Genomic DNA, 13,311 nt, shown 5'->3' with positions numbered 1-13,311 from the left:
TTTTTATTGTGATTGCACGGATACAAAACCTTGACGTCAAGTGACGCTATGGCGGATCTGGAACTGCTCCTGGGACCAGGTTTTCTGATCGAGAATCTCGCCGAGAATCTGCACTGCGTCCCAGACCTCGGTGAAGCCGGTGTACAGCGGGGTGAAGCCGAACCGCATGATCCGTGGCTCGCGGTAATCACCGATCACGCCACGGGCGATCAAGGCCTGGATCACCGCATAACCTTCGGGATGTTCGAAGCTGACATGGCTGCCGCGTTTGGCGTGTTCGCGAGGGGTGATCAGGGTCAGCTCGTGAGCGGCGCAGCGCTGCTCGACCAACTGGATGAACAAGTCGGTCAGTGCCAGGGATTTGCTGCGCAGGCTGGCCATGTCGGTCTGGGCGAAAATATCCAGACCGCACTCCACCATCGCCAATGAAGTGATGGGCTGGGTGCCGCACAAATAGCGGGCAATACCGCTGCTCGGCTCGTAGCGAGACTCCATGGCGAACTGCCGTGAATGGCCGAACCAGCCAGACAGCGGCTGCGTAACCAGATCGCACAGTTCAGGTGAAACCCAGACGAAGGCTTGCGAACCAGGGCCGCCATTAAGGTACTTGTAGGTACAGCCGATGGCGTAGTCGGCGCCCGCCTGATGCAGATCGACCGGCACCGCCCCGGCGGAATGCGCCAGATCCCAGATGGCCAGCGCACCACACTCGTGAGTCAGCGCGGTCAGGGCCTGCATGTCGTGCATGTAGCCGGTCTTGTAGTTGACGTGGGTGAGCATCACCACCGCGGTGTCCTGGTCAATCGCTTGCGGCAGCTCTTCAGGGCTGTCGACCAGACGCAGGCAATAGCCCTGCTGCAGCAGGTCCGCCAGACCTTCGGCGATGTACAGATCAGTCGGGAAGTTGCTGGTCTCGGTGACGATCACCCGCCGCGTCGGCGCTCTCGTGGCCTGCACGCGCAGCGCAGCACTGAGCACCTTGAACAGGTTGATCGAGGTGGTGTCGGTCACCACCACTTCACCGTCACCGGCACCAATCAGCCCCGCCAATCGATTGCCCAGACGTTCAGGCAGGTCGCGCCAGCCGGCGCTGTTCCAGCTGCGGATCAGACCATTGCCCCACTCCTCGGCGATCACCGCCTGAGCACGCGCCAGTGCTGCGACCGGGCGAGCGCCCAGGGAGTTGCCGTCGAGATAAATCACGCCTTCGGGGAGCGCAAACTGCTGACGCAAAGGAGCCAGAGCGTCCTGCGCATCAAGCGCCAGGCAATCGTTTCTTGTAGTCATTGAGTGTCCTGTTTTTTGAATGACGTGCCGTCCGGGCAAATCGCGATAGTCGGGTCGAGCATGGGTGTGAGTGTCGTGTTTCAGGCGTTATTTACGCCTTCACGGTGGAGAGATAATGAACGAAGTTTTGGAGAATTTTCGTGCAAAGTAAGTGGCCGTATAGTAGTTATCTCGAAGAAAATTCGAATCCAACCCAAATAAACGCGGATTTATTCTAGCCATGACTCTCGACTCGACAGACCTGCGAATCCTGCATCACCTGCAACAGGATGGCCGTATCAGCAACCAGGAATTGGCGGAGAAAGTCGCACTGTCGCCGTCGGCCTGTTTACGCCGTTTGCGGCTGCTGGAAAGTGAGGGAATCATCACCGGCTATCGCGCGGTGCTGAACGCCGAACGGCTGGGAATCGAGCTCGAAGCCATCGTCCATGTGTCATTGCGACAGGACGTCGAGGACTGGCACGAGACCTTCATCAAGAAGGTCCAATTGTGGCCGGAAGTGGTCACCGCCTACGTGATTACCGGGGCGAGCAACTATGTGCTGCGAGTCCAGGCGCGCAACCTGAAACATTTCTCGGACTTCATCGTCAATCAGCTGAACCGCACCGCTGGCGTCACCGATATCCGCTCGGAAATCGTCCTGCAGAAAATCAAGGAACGAGAAGAGTTGCTTGATCTGGTGGTGCGTAAGTGAGTGTAGGAGCGAGCTTGCTCGCGATGCGGGTACCGCGGTGTATCTGAATGACCGCGGTGATGCTATCGCGAGCAAGCTCGCTCCTACATTGGATTTTCTTTGCCTCAAGCCCGTGCTCGCAGGTGATCAGCCCTGATCACCACCGCCCACCGGCAGTGTCATGCCAGTGATATAGGACGCCTCGTCCGAGGCCAGAAACAATATCGCCGCTGCCTGCTCATCGACCGTGCCGTAGCGCTTCATCAGGCTGCTGTCGCAGGTCTGTTCAACGATCTGCTGGTACCAGATTTTCTCTTGCGGCGTTTGCTCGGCACTGTTGCGCGGTATGCGCCGGGGCGGTGCTTCAGTACCGCCGGGGGCCGTGGCATTGACCCGGATTCCGCGCTCGGCGGTCTCGAAGGCCAGGCATGCCGTCAGCGCGTTCACTCCGCCTTTGGCCGCGCCATAAGGCACGCGGTGAATACTGCGGGTGGCGACGGAAGACACGTTGACGATGGCTCCGCTGCCCTGCTCCAGCATGTAGGGCAACGCGGCATGGCAGCACCAGAGTGTCGGGAACAGCGAGCGTTGCACCTCGCTCATGATCTCGTCCGGTTTGTAATGCTCGAATGGCTTGGCCCAGATCGTCCCGCCGACGTTGTTGATCAGAATATCCAGCCGACCGAAGCGCTCGACAGCCTGGGCCATGACCCGGCCGCACTCTGCGTACTGCTCAAGATCGGCGGTCAGCGCCAGCACTTCGCTGCCGGCCGCAAGCTCATCGCGCAATTCGAAAATCAATTCAGAACGATCGACCACCACCAAGCGCGCACCTTCGGCCGCCATGCGCTCGGCGACCCGTCGGCCAATGCCCTGGGCTGCGCCGGTGATCAACGCGACCTTACCCTTGAAACGTAAACTGCTCATGTCATCTCCTCAACCATGGGATTGGATTCAGGCCGCGCTGGCAGCGAACTTCTCGTAGTAGAAGTTCGCCGGCGCAATGCCCTGTTCGGCCAGGTAACGGCTGACCCCATCGACCATCGGTGGTGGCCCGCAGAGGTAGACGTCGACATCACCGGCGTTGAGGTGCTGCGGTTCGATATGTTGGGTGACGTAGCCCTTGAGCGGATGGCCGCTGTCCGGATTGGCGACGCACGCACTGAAGCTGAAGTTTGGAATGCTCGCCGCGAACCCTTGCAGCCGCTCCATTTCCACCAAATCGTGGTCGTTGGTCACGCCGTAGATCAGGTGCAACGGATAGTCACTGCCCTGCTCGGCGATTTTTTCCAGCATTGCCGTGAACGGCGCCAGCCCGGTCCCGCCCGCCAGTAACAACAACGGCCGACGAATTTCCCGCAAATAGAAAGAGCCCAACGGACCGGCCAGGTTGATCGAGTCGCCGGCCTTCGCAAGACCTGTGAGAAAACTGCTCATCAGCCCGCCCGGAACATTGCGGATCAGGAAACTGACCTCGCCCTCGCGCTGCAACGAGCTGAAGGAATAGGCGCGGGTCTGTTCGCTGCCGGGCACTTGCAGGTTGACGTATTGCCCCGGCAGGAACGCCAGTTTGCTCAGTGCCTCACCCTTGATCGACAGCGACAGGGTGCTGTCGGAGAGCTGGCGGATCTCGCTGATGGCGGCGTTGTAGTGGGTCTGCTGAGTGCGACAAACGTCCGAAGACACCGGTACTCGCACCACGCAGTCGCTTTGCGCGCGCATCTGGCAGGTCAGCACGTAACCCTGAGCGGCCTCATCCTCGCTGAGCGCATCCTCGATGTACTCTTCGCCCAGATCATAGCGACCGGCTTCAGCGAAACACTTGCAGGTACCGCAGGCGCCGTCACGGCAATCCAGCGGAATATTGATACCTTGACGATAGGCCGCGTCGGCGACGGTTTCGCCAGCATTGGCGGCGATGAAACGGGTCACCCCGTCTTCGAAATTCAATGCAATTTGATGGCTCATGGCAGCGGCCTCACAAATGGTAGATGTCGATGACCTGACGGACGTAATCGTTCTTCAGGATGACTTTCTTGGCCTTGATCAGTGGGGTTTCGCCGCGCACGTCGAGGGTGTAGAAACTGCTCCCGAAATAGCTGTCCACGGTCTTGTAGCGAAAACTCAGGGTGTGCCAGTTGAAACGCACCTTGCACTGGCCATCGGCGACTTCCAGCAACTCAATATTGCTGATGTTGTGCGAGGTCCGGGTGTCCGGCACGCTGGCGCTGGAACGCTCGGTCTTGATACGGAAAACCCGGTCCTCCAGGCCACCACGGTTGCCGTACCAGATCAGCGAGATTTCTCGTTGCGGATCTTCGGTCAGCTCGTCGTTGTCGTCCCAGGACGGCATCCAGAAACTCGCATCGGCGGCGTACAGTTCCAGCCAGTTGTCCCAGTCCTTGTCGTCCAGGTAGCGCGCTTCGCGGTAGAGGAAGTCACGCACCGCGTCATGGGAAATACTCATCACACGGCCTCCACGGGGATCGTTTTCGATTGTTCGGCGGCCAGTGCCTTGAGCATGGTCTCCTGCCAGTACTTGTGTTGCAGCACGAACAGACCTTCATCTTCGGTGCGTACGCCGCTGAGCAGCGGGTGCAAATCGATTTCCTGTGCTGCCGGATCGGCGCCTTCGACCCAATGCATGGCGCCGCGCGACATGTCGTTCCAGCCTGCGCTGCCCTGATAACCCACCTGGCAGGAGCGGAATTCTTCCAGGTCATCGGGAGTAGCCATGCCGCTGACGTTGAAGAAATCCTCATACTGGCGAATGCGCTTGGAACGGGCGTCGTCGCTCTCGCCTTTCGGGGCGATGCAGTAGATGGTGATTTCGGTGCGATTCACCGAGATCGGCCGGGCGATGCGGATCTGCGAACTGAACTGATCCATCAGATAGACGTTGGGGTACAGGCAAAGGTTGCGTGAGTTCTCGATCATCCAGTCGGCGCGGGCCTGGCCGAAGTCCTGGGCCAGCTCATCGCGACGCTCGTACAACGGACGGTCTTCCGGGTTGGCCCAACGGGTCCATAGCAGCATGTGGCCCTTGTCGAAGGAGTAGAAACCACCGCCCTGCTTGGCCCAGCTGCCGGCACTCATGGTCGGATTGCAGTCACCGGCCTCGCGCTGCTTGCGCTGGCTCTGGGTGGCCGCGTAGTTCCAGTGCACGGAGCTGACGTGATAACCGTCGGCACCGTTCTCGGCGGTGAGTTTCCAGTTGCCTTCGTAGATGTAGCTGGAGGAGCCGCGTAGCACTTCAAGGCCGTCGGCGGATTGATCGACGATCATGTCGATGATCTTCGCCGACTCGCCCAGATGCTCGGCCAGCGGCACTACATCGGCGTTCAGGCTGCCGAACAGAAAACCGCGATAGGACTCGAACCGCGCAACCTTGGTCAGGTCGTGGGAGCCTTCGCAGTTGAAACTCGACGGGTAGCCCGCTTCGGCCGGGTCCTTGACCTTGAGCAGCTTGCCGGAGTTGTTGAAGGTCCAGCCATGGAACGGGCAGGTATAGGACGCCTTGTTGCCGGTCTTGTGCCGGCACAACATCGCGCCGCGGTGACTGCAGGCGTTGATGAACGCATTGAGCACGCCACCCTTGTTCCGCGCGATAAAGATCGACTGGCGGCCCATGGTGGTGGTGTAGAAGTCATTCTTGTTAGGGATCTGGCTCTCATGGGCCAGGTACAGCCAATTCCCTTCGAAGATGTGTTCCATTTCCAGGTCGAACAACCGCGGGTCAGTGAACATCTCTCGCTTGCAGCGATAGACGCCTTGTTCCGGGTCTTCTTCAAGCAGTGAATGAAGGTATTCAGGTCGCAAAGACATGGCCACAGCCCTCCGTTGTTTTTATTCAGGCAAGGCTCATGCTAGGGAGGTGGCGCAAACGGCAATATCCGTTGAGTGCAGATCGCTATCCGTTTTCTGCACTGGGGGGGACGGGGATTCAGAGGGGGTGGAGCGCAGATTCAGTGACGGCGTTTGAGGGTATCCGACGGCAGTTCGCCGAACTGCTGGCGATAGCTTTGCGAGAACCGTCCCAGGTGCAGGAAGCCATAGTCCATGGCCAGCTCCGTGACGTTGCGCACGTTGCAGGTCTCATCACTGAGACAGGCATGCACCCGCTCCAGCTTCTTCAGGCGAATGTAGTTATTCGGCGTGGTTTGGGCATGGCGCTCGAACAGCGAATACAGCGAACGCAGGCTCATGCGGGCCTGAAGCGCCAGTTCTTCACTGCAGATGTCCTGTTTCAGGTTCTGCTCGATGTAGTCGACGATGTGCTCGAAGGTGGCACCACGGGAGCTCAGATGAGCGCGACTGACGTTGGTTTTCATCAGGCTGAGCATCTTGCTCGCAACGATCTGGGCGTAATGCTCCTGGACCTGGAGCATGGGTTCGCCCGCTTCAGCTTCCATACAGACCATGGCCAGCAAATTGACGAAGCCTTCCAGCTCTCCCAGGCTGTAGCGATTCTGCATAAAGCGCACACCCGGCTCCGGGTATAACCAGCGCTGCTCCAGGCAGGCCGATTCCAGCAGGCTGGTCGGTACTTTCAGAATGAATTTTTCGCAGTCTGCGGAATAGGTCAGATCGACCGGGTCATCGGGATTGATCAGCAACAATTCGCCAGGCGCCAGGTAGTGTTCCTGATCACGCCCGCGCCACAGGCAATTGCCCCTGAGCAGCACTTGCAGGTGGTAGATGGTTTCCAGTGCCGGTGAGGTGACGTGAACGCTGCCGCCATAGCTGATGCGGCACAGGTCAAGGCTGGCGAATTTGCGATGATTGAGACTGGCCTGAGGGCTGGAGGCCCTGGGCAGATGGATGCAATGCACGCCGACATGCTGATTGACGTAACCGGACACCGCATAGGGGTCGGCACGCTCAAACACCATGCTGCGCTCGCTCAGCAGACGACTTTCCATAACCGGTCACTCTTATTGTTCTTCAGCTGTGATTCTATGCCAGCCAATGCCGCGAACAACGCCGCGAGATAAACGGTCGGTTATCTCGCGGCTTTACGGGCAATGGGCTGTCAGTCTTCCAGGGCGCGGACCCGCTCCATACGCTTCTGTTCAACCGGCTCGGCGGCGGACTGCAAGGTAAAGTCAAAGTCGATCTGCGCGAAACGCCCCTCGACACCCAGCTCGCGGGCCATCTCCTGATCTTCGCTGAAACGAATTTCGGCGATCAGCTCATCACGGGTCGCATAGGCGAAGTCGTCGTGCAGGTACGGATCGCCGGACAGGTTGATCTGAGTGGTCAGGTGCCGATGGCCGGGCGCCGAAATGAAGAAGTGGATATGCGCCGGGCGCTGGCCGTGGCGGCCCAACTGATCCAGCAACTGCTGGGTCGGCCCGGTCGGCGGGCAGCCATAGCCGGACGGCACGATACTACGGAAGCGATAGTGTCCCTGGGCATCGGTCTCGATACGGCGGCGCAGGTTGAACTCCGACTGCGTGCCATCGAAGTAGGAGTAGGTGCCACCGGTGTTGGCTTGCCAGACATCGACAATGGCGCCGGCCAACGGCTTGCCGTCGGTGTCGCGGACCTGGCCTTGCATGAACAACACGACGCCCGGATCCAGACCGTCATCGAGACGCGCTTCGTATTTGGAGAGCGGCGCACCGGCCACATACAGCGGCCCTTCGATGGTCCGTGGCGTACCGCCCGACTTGCCGGCCTGCTCGTCCTCGGCATCCATCAGCAGGTCCAGATAATGCTCAAGGCCTAAACCTGCCACGAGCAAACCGGCTTCCTGGTTTTTGCCCAGTTCGTTGAGGTAGTTGACCGCTTTCCAGAACTCTTCCGGGGTCACTTCCAGGTCTTCGATGATGTTTACCGAGTCACGCAGGATCCGGTAGATCAGCGCCTTGGCCCGTGGATTGCCACCCTCGTTGAGGTTACCGCTGGCTTCTTCGAGAAACTTCTGGACGCTGGCAGTATGGGAAATTCTGACTGACATGATTTATTCCTCATCTTGTATTTATTAGGTTGGAGCACAAAGGTCATCTGGCCTAGCGGTCATCTTCGTGAATCGACGAAGGGTGCCGGCACAGTGCATTCACTTCGATGGCCATGTACGGATAGAGCGGCAGCTGCATCAGCAGATCATGCAGCTCCTGCACGCTGTCGACGTCGAATACGCTGTAGTTGGCGTAGAGCCCGGCGATCCGCCACAGGTGCCGCCACTTGCCTTGCTGTTGCAGGCGCTGGGCCAGGGCTTTTTCATCAGCCTTGAGATGCGCGGCGCGCTCGGGATTCATGTCGACCGGCAGGTTCACGGTCATTTTTACGTGGAACAACATGGTCTGATGTCCTCAGGCGTGTGAAGTGACAGGGGAAGATTTGTCGCGTCGGAAGAACGCCAGGCGCTCCTCGTCGAGGGTCAGGCCCAGGCCCGGCTCGTTTGACACATGCAGCTGAAAATCGCGATAGACCAGTGGTGCGGTGAGAATGTCCTCGGTCAATAACAGCGGACCGAACAGCTCGGTATCCCACGCCAGCCTGGCCAGCGTCAGAAAGGCATGGGCCGACGCCAGCGTGCCAATCCCGCCCTCGAGCATGGTGCCGCCGTACAGGCCGATCCCCGCCGCTTCGGCAATTGCAGCGGTGCGCAATACGGCACGCGGGCCGCCGTTCTTGGCGATCTTCAGGGCAAACACCGAGGCCGCGCCTTCGCGGGCCAGATTGAAGGCGTCTTCGACACATTCGATGGACTCGTCGGCCATGATCGGTGCCGGGCTGGACAGGTTGAGCCGGGCCATCCCGCTGCGGTTATTGCGCGAGATCGGCTGTTCGATCAGATCGATGCCGTTGTCGCCCAACACCTGGCAGGCCCGCAGGGCGACGGCTTCATCCCAGGCCTGATTGACGTCAACGCGGACGCTGGCGCGATCACCCAGGGCCTTTTTGATGGCAATGACATGGGCCAGATCCTGGCTCACTTCACCGGCGCCGATCTTCAGCTTGAAGATCCGGTGGCGGCGCAGATCGAGCATCTGTTCGGCTTCGGCAATGTCTTTTTCAGTGTTGCCGCTGGCCAGGGTCCAGGCCACCGGCAGGGCATCACGGACACGCCCTCCCAACAACTCGCTGACCGGCAGGCCAAGGCGTTTGCCCTGGGCATCGAGCAACGCGGTTTCGATCCCCGATTTGGCGAAGGTGTTGCCGCGAATGCTGCGATCGAGCCGCAGCATGGCCGCGTTGATGTTGCAGGCATCCTGACCGATCAGCAGCGGTGCGAAGTGGCGATCGATGTTGGTCTTGATACTGTCCGGACTTTCGTTGCCGTAGCTCAGGCCACCAATGGTGGTGGACTCGCCGATGCCTTCGATACCGTCGGCGCAACGCAGACGGATGATCACCAGGGTCTGGTTCTGCATCGTGTGCATCGCCAGCTTGTGCGGGCGGATGGTCGGAAGATCGACGATGATCGTCTCGATCGATTCAATGGCGCTAGCGTGCATGTCGATACCCGTCAGGTTCTTTGCTTGTTTTGCCCGATTCTGCCCCCCATTTTTTAGCCGTTCCAATATAGAATTGGTCTCGATCCATACCCCAAGGGTATGCAGCACACTGATCCGCACTCTTTGAGGAGTCCCCATGGAGCTTCGCCACCTGCGTTATTTCCAGGTCCTGGGGGAAACCCTCAACTTCACTCGCGCCGCCGAGCGTCTGCATATCGCTCAGCCGCCCCTCAGCCGACAGATTCAGCAACTGGAAGACGAGTTGGGCGTGGTGCTGCTGGAGCGCGGTCGCCCGCTGCGACTGACTGAAGCCGGACGGTATTTTTATGAGCACTCCAATGTCTTGCTCGAGCAACTGGGCAAGGTCTGCGACAACACCCGTCGCATCGGGCTGGGCGAGAAGACCTGGCTGGGTATCGGTTTTGCCCCTTCGACCTTATACGGCATGCTGCCAGAGCTGATTCGCCGCTTGCGTAACAACGACGCCCTGGAGCTGGAACTGGGCTTGTCGGAGATGACCACCCTGCAACAGGTCCAGGCACTCAAGGCCGGCAGGATCGATGTCGGCTTCGGCCGCATCCGCATTGATGATCCGGCGATTCAGCAACGCGTACTGATCGAAGATCGGCTGGTCGCCGTCCTCCCCGCCGGTCACCCATTGCTGGCCGGGCCGACGACGCTTGCCGAGTTGGCCAAGGAGCCTTTCGTGCTGTATCCGGGCAATCCCAGGCCGAGCTACGCCGACCATGTGATCGCGCTCTTCGATGCCCATGGGCTGAGTATCAAGGTGTCCCAGTGGACCAATGAGTTGCAGACCGCCATCGGTCTGGTCGCTGCCGGCATGGGCGTGACCCTGGTGCCGGCCTCGGTACAGGTGCTGCACCGCGCCGATATCGGCTACACCTCGTTACTCGAAGCCACGGCCACCTCGTCGATCATTCTCAGTCGCCGTGTTGCCGACCAGTCGCCAGGCCTCAATCACTGCCTGCAACTGATTGAAGAGTTGCTGATTCAAGCCTAGACGCCGGGATATTCAGAGCCCACGCATGCGCCGGGCTTCGTTACGCTGCACGGTCATGCTCGGGGATTCGTCGAACAACTTGCGGTACTCGGCGGAAAACCGCCCAAGGTGCGTGAAGCCCCAGCCCATGGCGATCTCGGAGATATTGCGCGCCGAGCCATGCTCGAGGATTTCCTGACGCACGGCATTCAACCGGTATTTTTTCAGGTAGACCATCGGTGACAGCGCGAAGTACTTCTTGAACGCCTCGAACAACTTGAAACGCGAGACGCCGGCCGCAGCTTCGATGTCCTCCAGATGCAACGCTTCGCGGGCGTTATCGTGAATGTACTGCTTGGCCCTGATCAGATAATGCGGCAGCTTGACCCCCAACACGTCCCGCAGCTCCTCGGAATAATTGTTCGGCTGGGCGAGGATCAAACCTTTGATCAAAGAGCTTTCGATGTCCCGAGTGAAGGCCACCTTCTCGTACAGTTCACTGCTGCGTTCCAGCTCGGCAATGAAATAACGCGCCATGCGCCACCATGAGGCCGACGCCCCGTCGACCGCATCCATCACCGACTCGAAACGCAGCGGCGCATCCAGCGGACGTTGCAGCATCCCCTCCAGGGACTCACTCATGGCGACTCGAGTGATCACCACCTGGACTTTGCGACAGTCGCCGGAGATCGCCAGCACCTGGCTTTCATTCGGGGAAATGATCACCCCTTGATCGCGGTTGGACTTCAATAGGGTGCCGTTCTTGCTCAGTTCCTGCTCGCCCACCAAAGGCAAACTCAGGCTGTAACTGCTGAAGTGCTCGGCGTCTTCGATATCGATAGTGACATCAGTGCCATATTCGATGGTGCCCAGGGTCGTGGCCATCGACTTGAACACATTGGCGCTGTGATGAAAGCGGATCCGCTCGGGGGTCGAGGTCTGGAGCCGGTGCGGGCCGCAGATACCGGACATCCAGTGCCTCGCACCCTCAAGGTCATAGCGATCGATACGAATGTCGCGAAACTGCGGATCAGCTTTGCTACTCATCACGGCGCACCCACGGCAATATTTTTTTGCGCGCTCTAACGGCGCGTATCAGGCTTGAAAAGAGCAAGTTCCACGCCACAAGACGACCCAGCCAACCCAGTGGATAGCGATCACCGACTAAGCGGATAAAGCATCCGTCTTGAAGCGCAGGCAAGCCATCGAACAGCGTTCGACGCACCGCAAAACAGTACCTGATTGCTGCAAACGGGTGCAGCCGTTCATCGACTGGTGCACCGCTTTGAGTATTAGCTGCCCAGCGCAAAGCCCGGGTGTTACCCCAGGTTAAAACCGTCCCCGTAGCAGCTGCCGAAGGCTGCTACGGGATCAGCGCGTCAATTGCCCACGAACTTTATGGACTGCCTTCGCCGACAAACCGGATAGACCCCTGCCCGCCCCACTCTCTCTAATGAGCGTACCGATTGGCCCGAATAAAAAAGGTACACACCCATGAGTGGTGCAAAAAGCGTCGAACAGTGGAAAGAGTTTATCGAGGGCTGCCTGGACTTCCGTCCGGCAGACGGCGTGTTCCGGATTGCCCGGGATATTTTTACCGAGCCGCAGCTGTTCGATCTGGAGATGGAGCTGATCTTCGAGAAGAACTGGATCTACGCCTGCCACGAAAGTGAGCTGGCCAACAATCACGACTTCATCACCATGCGTGCCGGCCGCCAGCCAATGATCATTACCCGCGACGGCGACGGTCAGCTCAACGCGCTGATCAATGCCTGCCAGCATCGCGGCACGACATTGACCCGTGTCGGCAAGGGCAACCAGTCGACATTCACCTGCCCGTTCCACGCCTGGTGCTACAAAAGCGACGGACGCCTGGTCAAGGTCAAGGCTCCCGGCGAATACCCGGAAGGTTTCGACAAAGCCACTCGCGGCCTGAAAAAGGCTCGCATCCAGAGCTACAAGGGCTTTGTGTTCATCAGTCTGGACGTGCACGGCGAAAACAGCCTTGAAGATTTCCTCGGCGATGCCAAGGTGTTCTTCGACATGATGGTCGCCCAGTCGCCGACCGGTGAGCTGGAAGTGCTGCCCGGCAAGTCCGCCTACACCTACGACGGCAACTGGAAACTGCAGAACGAAAACGGTCTGGACGGCTATCACGTCAGCACGGTTCACTATAACTACGTGGCCACCGTGCAGCATCGCCAGCAGGTCAACAGCGAGAACGGCACCAGCGCCGGCGACACGCTTGACTACAGCAAGCTGGGCGCTGGCGATGCCAATACCGATGACGGCTGGTTCGCCTTCAATAATGGTCATAGCGTGCTGTTCAGCGATATGCCGAACCCGGCAGTGCGCTCCGGCTACGCCACGATCATGCCGCGTTTGATCGAAGAGCATGGCCAGGAAAAAGCCGAATGGATGATGCATCGCCTGCGCAACCTGAACATCTATCCCAGCCTGTTTTTCCTCGATCAGATCAGTTCGCAACTGCGCATCATCCGCCCGGTAGCCTGGAACAAGACTGAAATCATCAGCCAGTGCCTGGGCGTCAAGCACGAGTCGGACGCGGATCGGGAGAACAGGATTCGTCAGTTCGAAGACTTCTTCAACGTTTCCGGACTCGGCACCCCGGATGACCTGGTGGAGTTCCGCGAAGCCCAGCGTGGTTTCCAGGCGCGCCTGGAGCGCTGGAGCGATATTTCTCGCGGCAGTCACCAATGGGCTACCGGCGCCACCCCCAACAGTGAGTCGATTGGCATCCTGCCGGCAATGACGGGCACCGAATTCACCCACGAAGGGCTTTACGTCAACCAGCACAGCAACTGGCAGAAATTTCTGCTCGATGGTCTGGAAGCGAAATCCTTGAAGCTGCGTGAGGTGTGAAC

The 13,311-nt window shown here is 59.3% G+C and carries 13 protein-coding genes; 3 read left to right on the top strand and 10 right to left on the bottom strand.

Annotated elements, in window-relative coordinates; translation table 11 throughout:
• Positions 1-36: 36 nt before the first annotated feature.
• Positions 37-1,287: a kynureninase gene (gene kynU, locus AC07O1_RS11000; protein ID WP_495088787.1), complete on the bottom strand. Its 1,251-nt coding sequence runs from the start codon at positions 1,285-1,287 to the stop codon at positions 37-39.
• Between the two features lie 220 nt (positions 1,288-1,507).
• Between kynU and AC07O1_RS10995 the strand changes: the two genes are divergently transcribed.
• The gene (locus AC07O1_RS10995; RefSeq protein ID WP_419118732.1) at positions 1,508-1,981 is read left to right on the top strand and encodes an Lrp/AsnC family transcriptional regulator; all 474 of its coding nucleotides are present in this window, start codon (positions 1,508-1,510) and stop codon (positions 1,979-1,981) included.
• Positions 1,982-2,107: 126 nt separating this feature from the next.
• On the opposite strand, the gene AC07O1_RS10990 is transcribed toward AC07O1_RS10995, so the two are convergent.
• From AC07O1_RS10990 to AC07O1_RS10955, 8 genes are all read right to left on the bottom strand, one after another.
• Positions 2,108-2,887, bottom strand: coding sequence for a 1,6-dihydroxycyclohexa-2,4-diene-1-carboxylate dehydrogenase (locus AC07O1_RS10990; protein ID WP_495088786.1), 780 nt, complete (start codon positions 2,885-2,887; stop codon positions 2,108-2,110).
• Between the two features lie 27 nt (positions 2,888-2,914).
• Positions 2,915-3,928, bottom strand: a complete 1,014-nt coding sequence (gene benC / locus AC07O1_RS10985) for a benzoate 1,2-dioxygenase electron transfer component BenC (protein WP_495088785.1) — start codon at positions 3,926-3,928, stop codon at positions 2,915-2,917.
• 10 nt (positions 3,929-3,938) lie between these two features.
• A complete protein-coding gene (gene benB, locus AC07O1_RS10980; protein WP_495088784.1) occupies positions 3,939-4,427 on the bottom strand; it encodes a benzoate 1,2-dioxygenase small subunit in 489 nt (162 codons plus the stop codon).
• Complete coding sequence (gene benA / locus AC07O1_RS10975) at positions 4,427-5,785, bottom strand: benzoate 1,2-dioxygenase large subunit (protein WP_495088783.1); 1,359 nt, start codon at positions 5,783-5,785, stop codon at positions 4,427-4,429. The genes benB and benA overlap by 1 nt, the downstream gene beginning before the upstream one ends.
• 140 nt (positions 5,786-5,925) lie before the next feature.
• Positions 5,926-6,882 (bottom strand): AraC family transcriptional regulator, encoded by a 957-nt coding sequence (locus AC07O1_RS10970; protein ID WP_494995438.1) that lies wholly within the window; start codon positions 6,880-6,882, stop codon positions 5,926-5,928.
• 110 nt (positions 6,883-6,992) lie between these two features.
• Entirely contained in the window at positions 6,993-7,922 is a 930-nt protein-coding gene (gene catA / locus AC07O1_RS10965) for a catechol 1,2-dioxygenase (RefSeq protein WP_494995439.1), read from the bottom strand.
• A gap of 52 nt (positions 7,923-7,974) precedes the next feature.
• Positions 7,975-8,265 carry a muconolactone Delta-isomerase gene (gene catC, locus AC07O1_RS10960; protein WP_495088782.1) on the bottom strand — a complete coding sequence of 97 codons (291 nt, stop codon included), beginning with the start codon at positions 8,263-8,265 and terminating at the stop codon, positions 7,975-7,977.
• 12 nt (positions 8,266-8,277) lie between these two features.
• Positions 8,278-9,426 carry a muconate cycloisomerase family protein gene (locus AC07O1_RS10955; protein WP_495088781.1) on the bottom strand — a complete coding sequence of 383 codons (1,149 nt, stop codon included), beginning with the start codon at positions 9,424-9,426 and terminating at the stop codon, positions 8,278-8,280.
• Between the two features lie 136 nt (positions 9,427-9,562).
• Between AC07O1_RS10955 and AC07O1_RS10950 the strand changes: the two genes are divergently transcribed.
• A complete protein-coding gene (locus AC07O1_RS10950; protein ID WP_495088780.1) occupies positions 9,563-10,447 on the top strand; it encodes a LysR family transcriptional regulator in 885 nt (294 codons plus the stop codon).
• Positions 10,448-10,459: 12 nt separating this feature from the next.
• Here the strand turns inward: AC07O1_RS10950 and AC07O1_RS10945 are convergent, their stop codons facing one another.
• A complete protein-coding gene (locus AC07O1_RS10945; RefSeq protein ID WP_495088779.1) occupies positions 10,460-11,473 on the bottom strand; it encodes an AraC family transcriptional regulator in 1,014 nt (337 codons plus the stop codon).
• 447 nt (positions 11,474-11,920) lie between these two features.
• Between AC07O1_RS10945 and antA the strand changes: the two genes are divergently transcribed.
• Entirely contained in the window at positions 11,921-13,309 is a 1,389-nt protein-coding gene (antA, locus tag AC07O1_RS10940; protein WP_495013238.1) for an anthranilate 1,2-dioxygenase large subunit, read from the top strand.
• The last annotated feature ends 2 nt before the right edge of the window (positions 13,310-13,311 follow it).

This window comes from Pseudomonas sp. GW821-FHT07G10 (assembly GCF_059418545.1).
Note: the sequence above shows the minus strand (reverse complement) of the source record. Positions and strands in the feature narration are given on the sequence as shown.

Excerpts from the sequence above, each read along its gene's own strand:
- kynU (WP_495088787.1), bottom strand. The coding sequence starts at position 1,287 with ATGACTACAAGAAACGATTGCCTGGCGCTTGATGCGCAGGACGCTCTG.
- AC07O1_RS10995 (WP_419118732.1), top strand. The coding sequence starts at position 1,508 with ATGACTCTCGACTCGACAGACCTGCGAATCCTGCATCACCTGCAACAG.
- AC07O1_RS10990 (WP_495088786.1), bottom strand. The coding sequence starts at position 2,887 with ATGAGCAGTTTACGTTTCAAGGGTAAGGTCGCGTTGATCACCGGCGCA.
- benC (WP_495088785.1), bottom strand. The coding sequence starts at position 3,928 with ATGAGCCATCAAATTGCATTGAATTTCGAAGACGGGGTGACCCGTTTC.
- benB (WP_495088784.1), bottom strand. The coding sequence starts at position 4,427 with ATGAGTATTTCCCATGACGCGGTGCGTGACTTCCTCTACCGCGAAGCG.
- benA (WP_495088783.1), bottom strand. The coding sequence starts at position 5,785 with ATGTCTTTGCGACCTGAATACCTTCATTCACTGCTTGAAGAAGACCCG.
- AC07O1_RS10970 (WP_494995438.1), bottom strand. The coding sequence starts at position 6,882 with ATGGAAAGTCGTCTGCTGAGCGAGCGCAGCATGGTGTTTGAGCGTGCC.
- catA (WP_494995439.1), bottom strand. The coding sequence starts at position 7,922 with ATGTCAGTCAGAATTTCCCATACTGCCAGCGTCCAGAAGTTTCTCGAA.
- catC (WP_495088782.1), bottom strand. The coding sequence starts at position 8,265 with ATGTTGTTCCACGTAAAAATGACCGTGAACCTGCCGGTCGACATGAAT.
- AC07O1_RS10955 (WP_495088781.1), bottom strand. The coding sequence starts at position 9,426 with ATGCACGCTAGCGCCATTGAATCGATCGAGACGATCATCGTCGATCTT.
- AC07O1_RS10950 (WP_495088780.1), top strand. The coding sequence starts at position 9,563 with ATGGAGCTTCGCCACCTGCGTTATTTCCAGGTCCTGGGGGAAACCCTC.
- AC07O1_RS10945 (WP_495088779.1), bottom strand. The coding sequence starts at position 11,473 with ATGAGTAGCAAAGCTGATCCGCAGTTTCGCGACATTCGTATCGATCGC.
- antA (WP_495013238.1), top strand. The coding sequence starts at position 11,921 with ATGAGTGGTGCAAAAAGCGTCGAACAGTGGAAAGAGTTTATCGAGGGC.